The sequence below is a fragment of the Paenibacillus aestuarii genome (assembly GCF_027789125.1).
In the GTDB taxonomy this organism is placed as follows: domain Bacteria; phylum Bacillota; class Bacilli; order Paenibacillales; family NBRC-103111; genus Paenibacillus_E; species Paenibacillus_E aestuarii.
In genome coordinates, this window is record NZ_JAQFVF010000044.1 from 26,462 (window position 1) to 43,691 (window position 17,230).

A 17,230-nucleotide genomic window follows, 5' to 3' on the forward strand; every position below is an offset into this window, starting at 1 on the left:
ATTTAGTACTTCGGTGCAGTCGTGTTCATAGGAATTTTGAATTCTTCCTCATCTTGACCAACCGTTTCGTCCACGATGCCGAGTTCTTCTTTAATCCAGTCATAGCCTTCCGCTTCCAGACGCTCTGCCAGCTCAGGACCGCCGGATTTCACAATACGACCTTGCATCATAACATGTACAAAATCAGGATTAATGTAATTGAGCAAACGTTGGTAGTGCGTGATGATCAGGAAGCCGCGCTCTTCGTTGCGCATAGCGTTAACACCTTCAGCTACGATGCGAAGCGCGTCGATGTCAAGACCGGAATCGATCTCGTCAAGGATGACGATTTTCGGCTCAAGCAGCAGCATTTGCAGAATTTCGTTACGCTTCTTCTCACCGCCGGAGAAACCTTCGTTCAAGTAACGGTGCATGAACTCTGGGTTCATTTCCAGTTGCTTCATCTTCGCTTCCATTTGGCGGATGAACTTGATCAAGGAAATCTCATTGCCTTCGCCACGGCGTGCGTTAATGGCGCTGCGCAGGAAGTCGGCGTTCGTTACGCCCGTGATTTCGCTTGGGTATTGCATAGCTAGGAACAAGCCAGCGCGTGCTCTCTCGTCAACGCCCATTTCCAGCACGTCTTCGCCGTCCAGCGCAACAGAGCCTTCTGTTACTTCATATTTGGGATGGCCCATCAATGCGGAAGCCAGCGTACTCTTACCAGTACCGTTCGGGCCCATAATCGCATGAACTTCGCCGCCTTTAATTTCGAGGCTAAGTCCTTTCAGGATTTCCTTTCCTTCGACGTTCGCTTTCAGACCGTCTATTGTGAATGTTGGTGAATTTGCCATTTCGTAAGCCTCCATAATTAAATGTACTTGTATATGAAAATCATTATTAACTGATTCTCACTGATTCTCATTAGAATAATTCTATTATAACTTACTACATCAAATCAAGAAAGGGGAATTCCGCAAGTAAGTCGTCCATTCTGTGGCTTCCTGACCTAATTCGACGCCAGTCTGCGTTTGATTTCGTCAGCTTGCGCCGCGAATTGACTGTCGCTGAGCACAGGGGTCATCGCGATGTCCGAAGGCAGGCTTGCTTGTACTTGAATCCATGATCTGCATCCCAGATAGGCTTGTTCGATCGGGATGTGGAGCGGCTGCTCCAACTTATGTACTCTCAGCAGCATAATATGCAGCGGATTGCTGCGTTTCCACTTTAATCTTTCCTCTGTGAAGTTCTCTGTCCATATGTGAAAAGGAAATATCTTGTCCAACTGCTCTTGGTCGCTGACCAAGATATCTTCAACCATTTGCGCGTATACGCCGATTTTGACCTCCTTGTCATCGGGACTCCAACCAGCAAGCGTATCATCGATGACGCCTCGAAACTCTTCCTTTAATAACCCCTTGCGTTGGTGCTCGTAAGTCGGATATAGAAAGAAAGCGTCTGCTTGCACCTGAAAATCCCTCGTTTCCTCAACGATGCCTCCCTTGCGCATGATGAAGATCTGGCTGCCGTCTTCCAGCGCTTTTATGGCCGATGCCCACTCTTTAAGGGCGATAGGTAACATAACCAAACCTCGTCCACCTCGTTCTCCACATGATCCTATCCATTATAAGAAATCTCCGATAACAACACAACGTTACGCGCAAAACAAAAAGGGACAGCCGTCTGGCCATCCCTATATCGATTTATTTTGCAGTTTCGGCGTAATATGCCGGTTGAATGCGGGCAAACTGTTCCTGATTCTGTTTCATCGGGTTCGGGTTCGGGGTTGTTGTCGAACTTACAGCCGAGCCGGGTGATTCCGCGTTAAAGGCTAATACTAGCAATAAAAAGAAAGCGGTGCATACGAGCAGCAGATTCAGGACTCTCATCACGCTAACGTTCCTCCCAAGATCAGTTGCTCTCAATATACCAGAAAATCGTCAATCTAATGTTTGCGCAGCTTAAAGGTTTTGTAAATCCGGCCTAGCCCAGGAAGGAACGAAGCATCCAGCGATGCTTCTCGATCGAAGTCTGAATCCCTAGCAGCATGTCGGACGTCGTCTCGTCATCCGCTTCATCGCACGCTTTGATCCCGGCCTTCAGCTCTTCAACCACGACGGTGATATCGTCGACAAGCGACTGCACCATTTGCGTGGCGTTCTCTGAGCCTGTTGCTTCCTTCAAAGAAGACGTCGAGAGATACTCCTTCATCGTGGCCACAGGCTTGCCGCCAACAGTAAGCTGCCGCTCGGCCAGCTCGTCGATGTGAAGTGCCGCTTCATTATACAGTTCCTCGAATTTCACATGCAGCGTAAAGAACTGATTACCTTTGACATACCAATGGTAATTATGAAGTTTTACATAAAGCAGACTCCAATTCGCAATTTGCTTGTTCAAAATCGTTTGAATGGACTGTGCGGCAGCTACCGCCATAAACATCGCCTCCTGAGTATTCGTACAGGCTAGTCTTGTCCAAAAACGTCGAAATCATGTACTTTTATGCAGGTTTTCGTAACTTAGTATTTCAAGCTTTGGCATTTTATCTTATACTAGTGTACAGATGAATAATACACAGTAAATTGGTTGGATTTAACACCAATACATAGAGGAGGCTTTACCATGTCCAATTATCATCCGCTTAGCGAAGCGCAGGCCATCGAATACGCACGTTCGATCCCCGATTTATTCCAAGCCGGATCTGAGTTGGCAAGCCGCGAAATCGGCGACGGCAACCTGAATCTGGTCTTTCACATTACGGAACCCGCGACGGGCAAAAGCATTATTTTGAAACAGGCCTTACCTTATGCCAAGGTCGTTGGCGAATCCTGGCCGCTCACGCTGGACCGCGCACGGATCGAAAGCGAAGCACTGCAAATCGAAGAAGCGCTGTGCCCGGACCTCGTACCGCACGTGTACGCCTACGAGTCGGATTTGGCGCTCACCGTTATGGAAGATTTGAGCGATCATGTCATTATGCGCCGCGGGCTTATCGAGCGCAACCAATATCCGCTCTTCGCCGAGCATATCGGCCGTTTCTTGGCTCATACGCTTTTCTTCACTTCGGACCTGGGGAAAAACCAGCAAGAGAAAAAAGTACAGCTCGGACGTTTTATCAATCCTGAGCTTTGCAAAATTACGGAAGATCTGATCTTCGACGATCCGTATCGGGATGCCGAAACGAACAGCATCGAGCCACATATCCGTGATGCTGCCGAAAAAATTTGGAAAGACCACGAGCTGCATCTTGAAGTCGCCATTCTGCGCAATAAGTTTCTGACCAGCGCTCAAGCGCTGCTGCACGGCGATTTGCATACCGGCAGCATCTTCATCAAGCCGGATTCGACGAAAGTGATTGATCCGGAGTTTGCTTATTATGGCCCAATGGGCTTTGACATCGGTGCTGTCCTTGCCAATCTGCTGCTGAACTTTGCCGCACAAGAAGGCTGGAGCCCCGATCCAGAAAGCCGCACTGCATACCGCAACTATTTGTTGCAAACGGTAAAAGACGTGTGGACGCATTTTGAGCGTAATTTCCGCGCCTTGTGGAATGAGCATGGCGTCGACCGTGTTTTCCAAACACCTGGCTACCAGGATCACTTCATGGCTTCCTTGCTGCAGGATACATTTGGCTTTACAGGGGCCAAAATGGTACGCCGCATTTATGGTCTGGCGCATGTAGCGGATATTGACAAAATTGAAGACGCAGCGGCCAGAGAGCGCGCACAGCGTATGGCGCTGGCGATCGGCACAACCCTGATTCGCTTCAACCGTCAAGCCAAATCCATCGATGAGCTTATCGAGCTTGCTATCAAAGAATCGACAGTAGAAAGAGGATTCGTTCTATGACCACTAGTGTAAATCATGTAGAAGGCGCATTGCAGTCCTTGCGCTGGAATGGCCAGCAGCTGGACTTGTTGGACCAACGGCTGCTGCCGGAGGAGATTGTGTATTTGCCGCTGGAAACACCGGTGGAGGTGTGGGAAGCGATCCGGCATTTGAAAGTTCGCGGCGCTCCGGCGATCGGCATCGCTGCCGCGTACGGGGTTTACCTCGGCATCCGCGGGCTGGATGCAGCTGTGGACGCGCTGCTGACGGAAGCTAGGAAGCAAGCGGATTATTTGGCAACGTCCCGTCCGACGGCGGTGAACTTGTTCTGGGCGCTCGACCGCATGCGCGCGCGGGCGAACGAGCTTGCTGCAGCCGGTGCTAGCGCTGCTGAATTCAAGCAGGCGCTGCTCGATGAAGCGCAGAAGATTCAAGCCGAGGACGAGGAAACGAACCGGCTGATCGGCGAACACGCGCTGACGCTGTTCGAAGATGGTTTCGGCGTGCTGACGCACTGCAACGCCGGCGGTTTGGCTACCGCCAAATATGGCACGGCGCTGGCGCCGTTTTATTTGGCGAAGGAAAAAGGCATGAACATCAAGGTGTTCGCCGATGAGACCCGGCCTGTGCTGCAAGGCGCACGGCTGACCGCTTTTGAACTGCAGCAGGCCGGCGTTGACGTGACGCTGATCTGCGATAACATGGCCGGCGCGGTCATGTCCAAGGGTTGGGTGCAAGCGGTCATCGTCGGTACGGACCGCGTGGCGGCCAACGGTGACGTGGCCAACAAAATCGGCACGTACAGCGTAGCTGTGCTGGCTAAGGCGCACGGCATTCCGTTCTACGTCGCGTGCCCGCTGTCGACGATCGATCTGAATACGCCGACAGGTGCGGATATTCCGATTGAAGAGCGTCACGAAGATGAGATTACGCAAGGCTTCGGCAAACGTACGGCACCGCAAGGTGTGAAGGTGTTCAATCCTGCGTTTGACGTAACACCGAGCGAATACGTGACCGCGATTATTACGGAAAAAGGCATCGTGCGCGCGCCATACGGCGAAAACTTGCGCAAGCTATTTGAGTAAGAGCGCATTGAGGGCTGTTCCCAGGGGGGACAGCCTTTTTTGTGCTGGCTGGCTGGTCTCAAGCACGAGAAACGCACTAGTTCGAAAATAGCCCCATTGCAGAGGACAGATCGCGCACTCCCCCCGTTCTCCCCCCAAAAGCAAGCAAAAAACCTCCATATGCATGGAGGTTTTCTCGTAACATCACACCGGCAGCTCAACAACGACTCGCGCCATCTTCTCGCGATACTGCACTGGAGTCATGCCGTATGCTTTTTTGAACACATAATGCAAATAATTGCTCGTGGCAAAGCCGCTGCTCTCAGCGATCTTCTCCAGCGTCCACGTGCTCTGCAGCAGCTCGCTGCACACATGCTGGAGCCTGACCTGCTGCAAATAATCGCTGAATGCGATGCCAGCCAGCTCCTTAAAAATGCGCTGCAGCTGCCGGGAGCTGATCTGCAGCCGTTCGGACACAATTTCCAGCGTCAACGGTCTGCGGAAATTGTCTTGAATGAACTGAACCGCCAATTGATAGCGGTATACTTTCATATCGCGGGCTGGCAGATGCACGCCCTGCTGTTCCCGCAAGTACGCGCCAACCGTCCTTAGCAGCATCTGAACAATAGCCTGCTTAATAATCGTATATTGGCCCAATGAATGGTTGCGCCACGCCTCGTAAGCGACGAGAAACCATTTCATCGCCTCCTGCCGGTCGTGTGCAGGCACACGGGGCAGCTCATGTAGTTGCCGGATGCAGGCATCAGCCTCAGCCGTCTCCCATAGCTCGCCCCATGCCCCTTCATCGGAGTTGCTCGCTTGCTCCAATTTCACGATATCCACGTGCAGGCAGAGCTCATCCATGGCTTCCCCTGCATCCGCTTCCTGACGGTGACTGACACCGGGGCCGGTCACATAGAGCATGCCTTCATGCAGCGCATAGGTTACACCGTCTAGTGTAACCTTGCCTTTGCCTCGTGGGATGTAATGAAACTCAAATTCGGAATGATGATGAAACTCAATGACTGTGCCGGGTGGAAACGAAGTGAAGTGACACCTCAGCACACGCAGCCCGTAAGAGCCCCAACGAAAAGTCAGCTCCAATCGGTCCAGCGCCAGCGGATTTTCAAGCATAGGTTCAAAGTAAAAAGGCGGGGCCGCCAGCTTAGCTTGACCGGTTGAATTCATCACTTAACCTCCTGTAGCCTAATCGTAGAAGCTTCTCAAAACTTAAGCTTGTTAAGGCTGCAGCGACTCAATGCGAACCTGCTGCTTCGAAGCTGCCGAGCGGTTAGACGCCTCCATCAACTTCGTCAAATCAGTTGCAATGCGGATGTTGTCCGTTGCTTTGGTTCCCTGCTGAACATGGGATACCCATTGATCGAAAGCAGTCGGCTTCGCTTCCGGCCAGTTCGTTTGCTCCTGCCACTCCTTAGCAGCCTCTGTCGAACGAACAGTGCGCAGCAACAGCTTGCGGTCATGGTCCGAGTACAGCAAGCTGCCGTCAGTGCCATGCACTTCAATCACAAACGGCGAGAATGGATTCACGAAACCGGCTTCAACAACGGCAACCGCGCCATTCTCGTACTGCAGCGTCGCTACAGCGTTGTCCTCAACTTCACGGCCCGTTACATATCCGTAGGAAGCACTGACAGACTGCGGCATACCGAGCAGCAAGCGCGCCAAATACATCGGATGGCAGCCAAGATCGATCATGGCCCCGCCACCGCACTGCTCAGCGTTGTAGAAATGCTCAGGCAGCCAGCCGTTAGGATTCGCCGCTGTGGACAGCCCGCCATTGTGGGACAAGCGCGTCCGCACAAGCGTAATTTGACCGAGCAGCTCCTGCTCTACGATAGCTTGAATGGCTTGCGTGTAATTGAAGTTCAACCGTGGCAGCGATACTGTCAGCGTCACACCGGCTTCTTCGATCGCTTGTAAAATCTCATTCACCTCGCGCAGCGTCGGGGCGATAACTTTTTCCGTAAAAATATGTTTGCCTGCCTTGGCAGCAGCCACCATCACATCGCGGTGTATATTCGTTGGGGTATCCACAACAACGCCATCAATGTCCGGATTGGCCAGCAGCTCCTGCAAATCGGAATAAAAGGCGACTCCACGCTTATCCGCTTCCGCTTTACCTCGCTCTTCCAATTCGTCCCATACGGCAACGATCTCCGTATCCGGATGTCCTTCGACCTGCTTGGCATAATCTTTCGCATGTACGTGCCAAAAGCTTAACATAGCTACTTTTATCATGAATGACCTCCAAAATAATGACTTGTATTCATTTTAGCATGACAAAAGCTCTTGATACATTTCAAATTGGCGACAGTCGACTATACAAAATCACGACATGGTAAAGATGGCTTATCCTGCTTTTATTTGGCTACAGGCACCGCGTTGAAATATTCCTCCAAGGTCTGCCCTTTGCTTGCCAGTTCTTTGGACAGGTCTGTGCCGACATAGCGGATATGCCAAGGTTCATATTGGTAGCCCGTAATATCGGCCTTCCCTTTCGGATAACGGATGATGAAGCCGTACTCTGGCGCGTGCTTTTCGAGCCAATTGGCTTCCTTCGTACCGCCGAAGCAGTCCTCGGCTGCACATTTGCCGTCACTGCCGGATACGTCGATAGCCAGACCCGTTTCGTGCTCGCTCGTTCCGGGAACGGCGCTGTAGGTTTTCGCCTTCTCCTCACCGTCCTGGGCTACATATCGTTGGAAAACAGACTTCTGTGTCGCGTAGGAGCGATAGGCGGATACTCCAGCCAGGTTGATGCCATCCTTTTTCGCCCCGGCAAAAAGCTTCTCCAGCGCGCCGGCTGCTTCTTTACGCATTTTGCGTTTTTCGATTTTCTCGTTAAAAACGAATGGCACATCCGGATAAACCAGATCGGCCGGTTCATAATCCGAAGGCAGTGAATTCTGCTTGTTAACGAGCACCGTCATGCTAGCGGGCTGCGCCACGACCTGGGCGGCTCCGTTCTTGCCGGCGCTCGTCGTAGGCGCAGGCGATCCTTTCGGGGTTGACGACGGCTTCGATGATTGCTGCGGCGCTGCGCTCGATGGCGCCTGAGGCGTCGCCGACGCCGTGGCCGTTGGCGTCACGCTCGCTGTCGAACCTGCGCTGGCGCTTGCCGATGCGCCTGCCGAAGGCGAGGGCGCAGGCGCGGCTTCATGACCGCAGCCTCCCAATATCGTAAACGCTGCGACTAGCGCCAGCGCCGGTTTCATGTAATTGTTCATTGTAAGTGAAGCCTCCTTGAAATATAAAAGTGCTATCTATTAGACTGCGTTCGTCCGGATAAAGTTCCATTCCATATTTTATTCTCTGCGTGACGTCCTTTCAAGTTTAGCCAAATAATCAGTCATGTTTAAATTTGATAATTCCAAGCGGTTTAGTATACAATCGAACTATACGTCTTAGTCAATTTCATAATCGTATCTTTATTAAATAAAATAGGATGTGAGTGGTCTAATGCTTTTTACTCCTTTTACTCTTAAGCAAGTCACGCTAAAAAACCGCATTGTAATGTCACCGATGTGCATGTATTCCTCCGATGATTCGGGAACGGTGAAGGACTGGCATCATGTCCACTATGCCACGCGCGCCGTCGGACAGGTAGGTCTCGTAATTCTCGAAGCTACAGCGGTTACTGCGCAAGGTCGGATCTCAGCGAGAGACCTGGGCATTTGGAGCGATGAGCACCTTCCAGGTTTGCAGCGCGTTGTGGACTCCGTCCATGAGCACGGCGCCCACATCGGCATCCAGCTGGCTCATGCCGGACGCAAAGCGACAGTCGATGGCCCTATCGTTGCACCGTCAGCGCTGCCATTCTCCGATACATACAAAACGCCGGAAGCCGTTACGCTTGAGCAGATTCAAGCGTTGGTTGCCGCTTTTGGCGAAGCTGCAGACCGCGCCAAGCAGGCTGGTTTCGATATCATTGAAATCCATGGCGCACATGGGTATCTTATTAATGAATTTTTGTCCCCGCTGACCAATCGTCGGGAAGATGCTTATGGCGGCGATGCGGACGGAAGATTCCGCTTCCTGCAAGAAGTCGTCTCCGAGGTCAAGCAACGCTGGGACGGACCGCTGTTCGTGCGCATCTCTGCGAATGAATACGATCCGCAAGGACTGACGCCGGAAGATCACGCCTACTTCGCCGCAAAGCTGAAAACGCTTGGCGTCGACCTGATCGACGTCAGCTCCGGCGGCAATGTTCCGGTCGTGCCTAATGCGTTCCCTGGCTACCAGGTACCGTTCGCGGAGACCATCCGCACCAAAGCCGATATCGCCGTCGGCGCTGTCGGCTTGATCACGGAAGCCCAGCAGGCCGAGGACATTGTACAAAGCGGCAAAGCCGATCTCATCTTCCTCGGCAGGGCACTGCTCCGCGACCCGTACTGGGCACGCTCGGCGGCACAGCAGCTCCATGTCGAGCTGGCGCCGCCTAAGCCTTACGAGCGAGGCTGGTAAGCACAAAAAAAGAAGGAAAGATCGGCTCCGATCCTTCCTTCTTTTTTATTATAACACCTTGGACAAAAATGCTTTCGTCCGCTCCTGCTTCGGGTTCTCGAAGATTTGCGCCGGTGTGCCTTCTTCCACGATAACACCTTGCTCCATGAAAATGACGCGATCCCCTACCTCACGGGCGAAGCCCATCTCATGGGTAACGACAACCATCGTCATCCCTTCCTTCGCAAGGTTCTTCATGACGTTCAGCACCTCGCCGACCATCTCAGGGTCAAGCGCAGAAGTCGGCTCGTCGAACAGCAAAATCTTCGGCTCCATCGCCAACGCCCGGGCAATCGCCACCCGCTGTGCTTGTCCGCCGGACAGCGAGTCCGGTTTGGCGTTCGCTTTATCGAGAAGACCGACTTTTTCCAGCAGCTCCAAAGCTTTCTTGCGCGCTTTCTCCACCGGCCATTTGCGCACATGAACCGGGGCATGTGTAATATTGTCGATCACCTTCATGTGTGGGAATAAGTGGAAACGCTGAAACACCATCCCCAGCTCCATGCGGATTTCGTGGATTTTGTTCGTAGGATCCATTAAAGATTTGCCTTCGATCAAAATTGTGCCGCCATCCGGCTTCTCCAAAAGGTTCAAGCAGCGAAGAAACGTCGACTTGCCTGAGCCTGAAGGACCGATGACAACCAGCACTTCTTTGCTTTGAATGTCCGCACTAATATCGCGAAGAACGACATTGTCGCCATATACTTTTTTCAAATTCCTAACTTCAATGATATTGCTCATTGCGCTACACTCTCCTTTCCAAATAACCAAGCAGCTTGTTAAGGGAATAAGTGAGAATGAAATAAATCAGCGCTGCTGTCAAATATGGCTCCCATACTTTGAAGTATTGGCTGCGCATCGCATTCGACCAATACATCAGTTCCGGCGCTGCGATGACCGCAAACAAGGACGAATCCTTAATCAACACGATAAACTCGTTGCCGAAAGGCGGAATCATACGCTTGATCGCTTGCGGTAAAATAATCGTTCTCATCGTCTGCCCAGGCGTCATTCCCAAGGAATAAGCCGCTTCTGTCTGCCCTTGATCAATGGATTGAATGCCTGCGCGATAAATTTCAGCCATGTATGCGGCTGAGTTCAACGAGAGCGCCACAATCGCGGCTACAATGGCATTCGTCGAGCCTAAGATCAACGGTACTACGCCAAAGTGAACGAGCAAGATCTGCACCAACAGCGGGGTGCCGCGGAAAAAGTTCACATAAATGCTTGCCGGCCAGCGTAAATAACCGCGGTGCGACATCTTGCCAAGTGAAACCCCTAGACCTAATACAGAACCAAATAATATAGCGAGAATCGAAATGCCAATCGTCCAAAGCGTACCCTTCAGAAGCAACGGCAAATATTCGATAATAATATCAAAACGAAAATCCATAATCACTATCCTTTCTAAAACCTAATTTACCCATCTCGCTCTTTACAAGACAAAAGCATGCGTATGATAAAATTACGCATGCTTATAACATATTATTTTTGTCCAAGCAATTTCTTTGTGTCAGGCTCTTGACCGAACCATTTTTTGTACAGTGTTGCGTATGTGCCGTTCTCAATCACAGTCTTAATTGCTGGGTCCAGCTTCGCTTTCAACTCGCTGCCTTTAGGAAGCAAGATGCCGTAGAACTCGGAATCGAAGTTCTTTGGATCCGCGATTGCAACCAGCTTTTTGTTCGGGTTGTTCTTGATGTATTCGCGAACGATTGCAACGTCGGCAACAACCGCATCTACGCCGCCATTATCAAGTTCAAGAAGGGCAAGTGTGTTATTGTCCATACGTTTCAGGGACTTGTTATCTTGACCCATAATTTTGCTCATCAACGTATCCGCTGTTGTGGAGATTTGTACGGCTACTTTCTTGTCTTTCAGATCTGTTGCACTTTTGATCGGGCTGCCTTCTTTAACGAGAATCATGTTCACGGACTCGAAGTAAGGAATGGAGTAATCATAAGATTGTTTACGCTCATCTGTAATCGAAACGCTGGAGATTCCGGCCTGGTACTCTTTGCCTTGTTGAACACTTGTTAGCATTGTGTCCCAACCTGTATTTACGACTTCGTATTGCATGCCTGCCACTTTCATAACTTCTGCCAAGAAATCGATGTCGAAGCCTGTCATTTTGTCTTTATCCATGAATTCCATCGGCGCGTACGCCGCATCTGTCGCGAACTTCACTTTCGTGCCGCCGCTTTGTTTCGCCCCACAAGCTGTTAAAGCAAGAACAAATGTTAAAGCTACAATCAATACGCTAAATTTTTTCAATGTTAATCCCTCGCCATATGTAAAATGATAGAACTAATTTTAACACTTGGTTAATAAAATGACAATCCATAAGTCTCGCAAAAAATGCAGGAAAATGCAGGAACATGTATAAACATCCTACTTTTATGTTTTCACACAAAAAGCACATGCCCTTTTGTGCATAAACAGCAAAAAAACGCTGGAATCCTTGCTTCTCCAACGTTTTCATCGACATCCTTGCCCTCACATCATTCTGATTATCGCTTCCCTGCCGGTCATTCCCGCTACAATTCCCATGTCCTCCGCTGTATATGTGACGGATTCAAGCGGAGCGTCAAGCAGCTCTTGAATCGTCCGAACTCCTGTAGCCCGTGCGGCAATAATATTTCGATCCGAAAGCCGCTCGTTCAGCAGCGCGACATCCAGCGCACCGCACATGATATATCCTTTATCCGTCGTCACTACAAGCAATGTGGTCTTGGGCAGTTTCACTTCTATGGCGATAGCTGTATGTCCTTCTAGAAGAATCGGTTCTACGCGCATCATGCTCTGCACAGCTCCTCTTTGCAGTCTTACGGTAGTATATGCAAGGCGGGCTAGTACGGTGTGCACCGATCCAAATCGCAGCCTCTTCTTTTTGTTTGGAGCGCTCATTCAGTAAAACCACGTCTTTGTTTGATCAATAGAAAGTGATATAGTAAGAATGTACAAACTGGTTCATTGTTAAAGGAGCAGGAGTTCATATGAGTCAAAAAGCAAGCAACAACATAACAACAGGTCACTTATTCAACGTAGAGATTTTAATCGAAGATGCCAGCAATGGCCTTGCTTTGGAGAAACTCCTGCAAGTACTGAACACGGACAGGATCAAGGACTATAACATTAAAAGCGGCATCGAACTAGGCAAGCTAATCGATCTTAATGTCAATAATAGGCGAGCAGAGCTCCCCAAAACATCTGGACAAAAAGCCCCGCAAGCAGCTTCGCCTTCCGCATCTGCTGGCACAACGCCGGACATCGCGTCTGCAGAGAAAGTAATTGAGCAGCTCGAAAGTTTCAAAACGAACAACACGCTGATCCGGTTAACCGTGATTAAGGCTAAGGGCATTAAGCTCAGCTTGCCGTGCCGCATATTGAATTATGACAACAGCGGCCAGACGGTCACCGTATATCATGTGGATGAGAAGAAAGTGTATTTATTCAAGTTGAACGAGATTGAAGATTTCAGTGTTACTTCATAAGTGTTAAAGAAACCGTTTCTTGGTTCATGGTGGCGCACTGGCCGCTTGAAGAGGGAAACGGTTTTTTTGCGTTTCACGCAGGGGGGCGCCGCGGAAGGTGGCACGAGCGTGAATAGCGGGCGCGGCTTTGTCGCGGTAACGTTGGAAACAACGTTAATCCCTGCGGGCCAGCGGGGGCGGCCCTTGAGCGCGGAATCGCCTTGGCCGCTTAACCCCAGCGCGCCGACCTATCCGCTCGCCGGCAAAAACTCTCACGACCCTCGACCGGGTCAATATTCGAATACAGCAAGTTACACCAAGCGGTGGTGAGGTTATATTGCAGTCAGTACCGGTGGTCACGACTTTCCATTTTATACGGCAGCACGCTTCTCTAAAGACCTATTTTCAAAAAAAACTGCCCCAAGTCATCACCGATGACTTAGGACAGCCCTAGCAGTATATCTACTTACAACCGCTGCTGATGAACAGCATCTTGCTTGCTGCTGTTCTCGCGAAGGATGCGCTCCATCTCAGCTGCGCTGACAGGCGGGCTGAACCAGTAGCCCTGCACCTCGTGGCAGTTGTTTTGATGCAGGAAGCGGAGTTGGTCTTCCGTTTCGACGCCTTCAGCTATGACCTTCAATTTGAGGTGGCGCGTCATGGCAATAATCGTAGCTACAATCGCAGCATCATTGGGATCGACCATGATATCACGTACGAAGGAACGGTCGATTTTGAGTCTGTCGATTGGGAATTTTTTCAAATAGTACAGCGAGCTGTAGCCGGTACCAAAATCATCAATGCTGACATTTACGCCGAGCTCCTTGAGCTCAAGCAGCGATTGAATCGCATGATCGACATCCATTGTCATACTCTCTGTAATTTCCAGCTCCAGGTACCGGGGATCAAGACCGGTTTGCTCAAGGACATAGCTGATCTTACCCTTAAGGTTATGCTGGAAAAACTGCCGCATCGACAAATTCACCGAAATCGGCATAGCCGGCAGACCTTGATCCTGCCAAGCTTTGTTCTGCTTGCACGCGGCGCGCATCACCCATTCCCCGATAGAGACGATCAGGCCCGTTTCTTCGGCAAACGGAATGAAATGATTCGGTGAAACGATGCCCCGCTCAGGATGATCCCAACGAATCAAAGCCTCAATGCCAACGATGCGGCCAGTCTCAATATCCACCTGCGGCTGATAATTGAGGATAAATTCTTCGCCGATGATCGCTTTGCGGAGTTCATTTTCCAGCTTGAGCCGGTTAATGGAAGCGGACAACATGTCAGCATTAAAGATTTGAAAATCGTTCCGGCCTTTCTCTTTAGCCCGATCCAGGGCGATATCAGCATTCTTCATTAACGTATCCGCATCTTGGCCTTCTGAGCTAATGGCAATGCCGATGCTGGCTGTTATGTGCAGCTCGTACTGCTCTAGCAGAAAAGGCTCCTCCAGCACTCGATTAATACTGGCGACCAGCGCCATCGCATCGTTGTAATCCGCCACATTCGTATAAAAGAAGGCAAATTCATCGCCTTCCGTGCGCGCGAGAAAGTCATTTTCCGTCATGCACCGTGTAAACCGCTCGGCTAATTGAAGCAGCAGCATATTGCCGTAATCGTAGCCGAAACTGTCATTCACCAATTTGAAGCGGTCGATATCGACATAAAAGACAGCGAGCTTTTGCCCAACAGCATTGGATAAAGGTATGGCTTCATTCAAATGTTCCGTGAACATCAAACGGTTCGGCAACCCTGTCATATCGTCATAATAAGCCAAGTATCTTATCTGCTCATCCGCGCGCTTGCGCTCTGTAATATCCTGATTGATTAAAATGCAACCGCTGTTGCCGGATTGACTTCGAATTGGAATGGCTGTCACATTGAGATCGACCCGATAGCCGCTTTTATGGATAACCGCCGTTTCAAAGGTAATCGGCTTGCCGTCCCGCGCCAGTTCCAAACTGCCAAGCGCCGCATTCGCGCATTCCTCAGTGACAAAATGCAAGAATGGCCGATGAAGAACCTCAGCCCCCCGATAGCCAAAAATCGATTCAGCCGCTTGATTAATTCGCTCGAATTTTCCGTTTTGATCCAGAACACCGATGGCATTCGGATTATGATCAAATAAAGAGTCCAGCACACTTAACTCAATAGATGAACTATGTGCGGACTGCTCGGTATGTTGGATGTTGGGTTTGTGCCAAAACAACAAAACTAGAAGCATCAAAGAGGCTGCAATACAAATCCACGCCGCGTACGGTTGTATGTATAAGCTCCCGGATATGACGAGTAGGATATACACGCCTACATATACCCGTTTGTTCACAAGTTGAATCCTCCTTCTACTGCTCCTGCCAAACCTGACAAAGAAACGAATTCAACATCTAATTCTACAAATCAAGTCCTTTTTCCTGCTAAAGTCTTCTGAAAATGAAAAAAAGAGTCGAAATATACCGACTCTTGTCAAAAATTTATTTCAGCGCTGCAATCGCTAATAAGATCCAACCCACCAGGAAGCTAACGCCGCCAAGCGGTGTAATCGGACCAAACACCTTCAGCCCCGTGAGACTCAATGCATATAAACTGCCAGAGAACAATACGATGCCGATAAAAATCGCCCAACCGGAAGCATTGACTAGCGAACTGTTGGCCAATTTATCCGAGATTAGCGCAATGGCGATCAGGCCGATCGCATGAATCATATGATACTGCACACCTGTGTGGAAAACATCGAGCTTATCAGGCGTAAGCTTCTGCTTCAAGTAATGAGCGCCAAAAGCGCCTAATGCAACAGATAGAAAAGCATTTATGCTACCGAGAAATATAAAAAGTTTCATCATTGTCATAGTCTCCTTCATAACATGTCGATTGTCATACCTTATTGTAGCTGATCTACAAATCGGAATCCATATGTTAGAGTAGGGTTATATGACGGTGTTTTGACAATTACATCTCGCCGATATCGTGCTGGCCAAGAATCAGTTTTACAGGCTCCAGGAAAACACGCGTGACCGTCGGCTCCTGCATCAAATTAATCTCAATTTCTTCAACCTTGTACTTGCTGGGATTGTTAAATCTTCGATCATAAACAACCTCGAACCCCTTCAGACCAAGCGGATACATAATGATCGTCGTACCGATCGACAACGGAGTTGTCGTAAAATCACCATGTTCAAAAAAAACCTCTGAAATAATCTCGTTATTCATATCTACAACGTCAACCTTTTGAACAATATGATAGTGCATTTGTATGAAAAGCCTCCTTCTTTTTTCCTTTATGTCAAATTTAAAGTTCTCATCTTTCTCAATAAATTCCTTCTTAAATGATGACAAATGCCCCGACAGTAACAAAAAAGACACGGAACTAAATCGTTATCGCGTCCAAAAGATGCTTGCATTAGGAAGTGCCCAACAGGAAAATAACTACCGGAATGGTGATCATGCTGAATAATGTCGATGTAAATACGGCCTGTGAGGAAAACTCCGGTTCATTATCGTACTCAATCGCCAAGAGCACGCTGCTCAGCGAAGTAGGCACTGCACAGGAGAGCACGAGCGCTTTTGCCGTAATCCCTTCGATTCCGAGCACCCAAACGATGAGGAAGCCGAGTGCCGGCGCAATCGCTAGTCTCAGCACATTGGATAAAAATACGTTGGAAAAGTTAAACTTCCATTTCATGGCCCCAAGCTGTACGCCAAGCGTGAGCAGCGCTGTTGCCATAAACGCGTTGGAAATGTACTCCAAAGGCAGATAAACAGAGTGCGGGACAGGAATATGCATATAGCGCATGAAAATCGCAACGGGAATCACGTAAATGACCGGAAGCGAGAGAATTGTCTTCATTGTCGTCTTCAAGTTCGATTTGTGAGCGTTCACCGCATAGATGCCGTACGTGTTAGGGATGACCGATTGCATAATCATAATGACAATTTGAATTGATAAGGTGTAAGTATTACCGGCGAAAACGGTCTGGTTCAGTGGAATGGCATAGTTGGCGCTATTATAAAAGATGACACTGTTGCGCATCGCGCTGCGCATGCCGCCTCGTATCTTTTTCAGTCTGATGATAACCTCGATCAATACACAGAGCAGACCGAAAAACAGAACGAAGAAGGACAACACCTGCAGAAGCACATGCAAGTCCATTTGAGATTCATACAGCTTGGTAAAGACGAGCGCAGGGGAAAATACATAAAAATTCAACTTCGACAGCGTTCGAATATCGATTTTAAACGCCCTATAAATGGCGGCTCCGATCACAATCATGATGCTGATGGGAACAATGTTATTCACGAGGATGTACAAAAAGTAAGTCATGAGCTCTCTCTCTTTCGTTCTCTCTATTAACTTTTAAGCCTTTA

20 protein-coding genes are annotated in these 17,230 nt (G+C 49.6%); 5 read left to right on the forward strand and 15 right to left on the reverse strand.

Features of this window, described 5'->3' with window-relative positions; genetic code table 11:
* Window positions 1-2 precede the first annotated feature (2 nt).
* From sufC to O9139_RS18720, 4 genes are all read right to left on the reverse strand, one after another.
* Entirely contained in the window at window positions 3-833 is an 831-nt protein-coding gene (gene sufC, locus O9139_RS18705; protein ID WP_270880988.1) for a Fe-S cluster assembly ATPase SufC, read from the reverse strand.
* A gap of 155 nt (window positions 834-988) precedes the next feature.
* Window positions 989-1,561 carry a DUF1802 family protein gene (locus O9139_RS18710; protein ID WP_270881078.1) on the reverse strand — a complete coding sequence of 191 codons (573 nt, stop codon included), beginning with the start codon at window positions 1,559-1,561 and terminating at the stop codon, window positions 989-991.
* Window positions 1,562-1,682: 121 nt separating this feature from the next.
* Window positions 1,683-1,871 carry a hypothetical protein gene (locus O9139_RS18715; protein WP_270880989.1) on the reverse strand — a complete coding sequence of 63 codons (189 nt, stop codon included), beginning with the start codon at window positions 1,869-1,871 and terminating at the stop codon, window positions 1,683-1,685.
* A 91-nt stretch (window positions 1,872-1,962) separates the two neighbouring features.
* The gene (locus O9139_RS18720; RefSeq protein WP_270880990.1) at window positions 1,963-2,412 is read right to left on the reverse strand and encodes a Dps family protein; all 450 of its coding nucleotides are present in this window, start codon (window positions 2,410-2,412) and stop codon (window positions 1,963-1,965) included.
* Window positions 2,413-2,598: 186 nt separating this feature from the next.
* On the opposite strand from O9139_RS18720, the gene mtnK reads away from it, so the two are divergent.
* Together mtnK and mtnA are read left to right on the forward strand one after the other, a co-directional pair.
* On the forward strand, window positions 2,599-3,825 hold the full coding sequence (gene mtnK, locus O9139_RS18725; RefSeq protein ID WP_270880991.1) for an S-methyl-5-thioribose kinase: 1,227 nt from the start codon (window positions 2,599-2,601) through the stop codon (window positions 3,823-3,825).
* Window positions 3,822-4,889 (forward strand): S-methyl-5-thioribose-1-phosphate isomerase, encoded by a 1,068-nt coding sequence (mtnA, locus tag O9139_RS18730; protein WP_270880992.1) that lies wholly within the window; start codon window positions 3,822-3,824, stop codon window positions 4,887-4,889. The genes mtnK and mtnA overlap by 4 nt, the downstream gene beginning before the upstream one ends.
* Window positions 4,890-5,072: 183 nt before the next feature.
* Here the strand turns inward: mtnA and O9139_RS18735 are convergent, their stop codons facing one another.
* The 3 genes from O9139_RS18735 to O9139_RS18745 all read right to left on the reverse strand — a co-directional run bounded on the left by O9139_RS18735 (window position 5,073) and on the right by O9139_RS18745 (window position 8,116).
* Window positions 5,073-6,056 (reverse strand): AraC family transcriptional regulator, encoded by a 984-nt coding sequence (locus O9139_RS18735; RefSeq protein WP_270880993.1) that lies wholly within the window; start codon window positions 6,054-6,056, stop codon window positions 5,073-5,075.
* A gap of 51 nt (window positions 6,057-6,107) precedes the next feature.
* The gene (locus tag O9139_RS18740; protein ID WP_270880994.1) at window positions 6,108-7,127 is read right to left on the reverse strand and encodes a Gfo/Idh/MocA family protein; all 1,020 of its coding nucleotides are present in this window, start codon (window positions 7,125-7,127) and stop codon (window positions 6,108-6,110) included.
* 122 nt (window positions 7,128-7,249) lie between these two features.
* Entirely contained in the window at window positions 7,250-8,116 is an 867-nt protein-coding gene (locus O9139_RS18745) for a M15 family metallopeptidase (protein ID WP_270880995.1), read from the reverse strand.
* A 232-nt stretch (window positions 8,117-8,348) separates the two neighbouring features.
* Here O9139_RS18745 and namA point away from each other — a divergent pair, with 232 nt between their 5' ends.
* Window positions 8,349-9,353, forward strand: a complete 1,005-nt coding sequence (gene namA, locus O9139_RS18750) for an NADPH dehydrogenase NamA (RefSeq protein WP_270880996.1) — start codon at window positions 8,349-8,351, stop codon at window positions 9,351-9,353.
* A 48-nt stretch (window positions 9,354-9,401) separates the two neighbouring features.
* Here the strand turns inward: namA and O9139_RS18755 are convergent, their stop codons facing one another.
* From O9139_RS18755 to O9139_RS18770, 4 genes are all read right to left on the reverse strand, one after another.
* Entirely contained in the window at window positions 9,402-10,124 is a 723-nt protein-coding gene (locus O9139_RS18755; RefSeq protein ID WP_270881079.1) for an amino acid ABC transporter ATP-binding protein, read from the reverse strand.
* Between the two features lie 13 nt (window positions 10,125-10,137).
* Window positions 10,138-10,785, reverse strand: a complete 648-nt coding sequence (locus O9139_RS18760) for an amino acid ABC transporter permease (protein ID WP_270880997.1) — start codon at window positions 10,783-10,785, stop codon at window positions 10,138-10,140.
* Between the two features lie 92 nt (window positions 10,786-10,877).
* Window positions 10,878-11,666, reverse strand: a complete 789-nt coding sequence (locus O9139_RS18765; RefSeq protein ID WP_270880998.1) for a basic amino acid ABC transporter substrate-binding protein — start codon at window positions 11,664-11,666, stop codon at window positions 10,878-10,880.
* 222 nt (window positions 11,667-11,888) lie between these two features.
* On the reverse strand, window positions 11,889-12,191 hold the full coding sequence (locus O9139_RS18770) for a YunC family protein (RefSeq protein WP_270880999.1): 303 nt from the start codon (window positions 12,189-12,191) through the stop codon (window positions 11,889-11,891).
* 197 nt (window positions 12,192-12,388) lie between these two features.
* Between O9139_RS18770 and O9139_RS18775 the strand changes: the two genes are divergently transcribed.
* Both O9139_RS18775 and O9139_RS18780 read left to right on the forward strand, forming a co-directional pair.
* Window positions 12,389-12,886: a hypothetical protein gene (locus tag O9139_RS18775; RefSeq protein WP_270881000.1), complete on the forward strand. Its 498-nt coding sequence runs from the start codon at window positions 12,389-12,391 to the stop codon at window positions 12,884-12,886.
* Window positions 12,887-12,994: 108 nt separating this feature from the next.
* Window positions 12,995-13,195 (forward strand): hypothetical protein, encoded by a 201-nt coding sequence (locus tag O9139_RS18780; protein WP_270881001.1) that lies wholly within the window; start codon window positions 12,995-12,997, stop codon window positions 13,193-13,195.
* Between the two features lie 136 nt (window positions 13,196-13,331).
* On the opposite strand, the gene O9139_RS18785 is transcribed toward O9139_RS18780, so the two are convergent.
* The 4 genes from O9139_RS18785 to O9139_RS18800 form a co-directional block, all read right to left on the reverse strand.
* Window positions 13,332-15,194, reverse strand: a complete 1,863-nt coding sequence (locus tag O9139_RS18785) for a putative bifunctional diguanylate cyclase/phosphodiesterase (RefSeq protein ID WP_270881002.1) — start codon at window positions 15,192-15,194, stop codon at window positions 13,332-13,334.
* Window positions 15,195-15,339: 145 nt separating this feature from the next.
* A complete protein-coding gene (locus tag O9139_RS18790) occupies window positions 15,340-15,705 on the reverse strand; it encodes a DUF423 domain-containing protein (protein WP_270881080.1) in 366 nt (121 codons plus the stop codon).
* 109 nt (window positions 15,706-15,814) lie between these two features.
* Window positions 15,815-16,114, reverse strand: a complete 300-nt coding sequence (locus tag O9139_RS18795; RefSeq protein ID WP_270881003.1) for a hypothetical protein — start codon at window positions 16,112-16,114, stop codon at window positions 15,815-15,817.
* Between the two features lie 151 nt (window positions 16,115-16,265).
* Window positions 16,266-17,186: an AEC family transporter gene (locus O9139_RS18800; RefSeq protein WP_270881004.1), complete on the reverse strand. Its 921-nt coding sequence runs from the start codon at window positions 17,184-17,186 to the stop codon at window positions 16,266-16,268.
* Window positions 17,187-17,230: the final 44 nt, after the last annotated feature.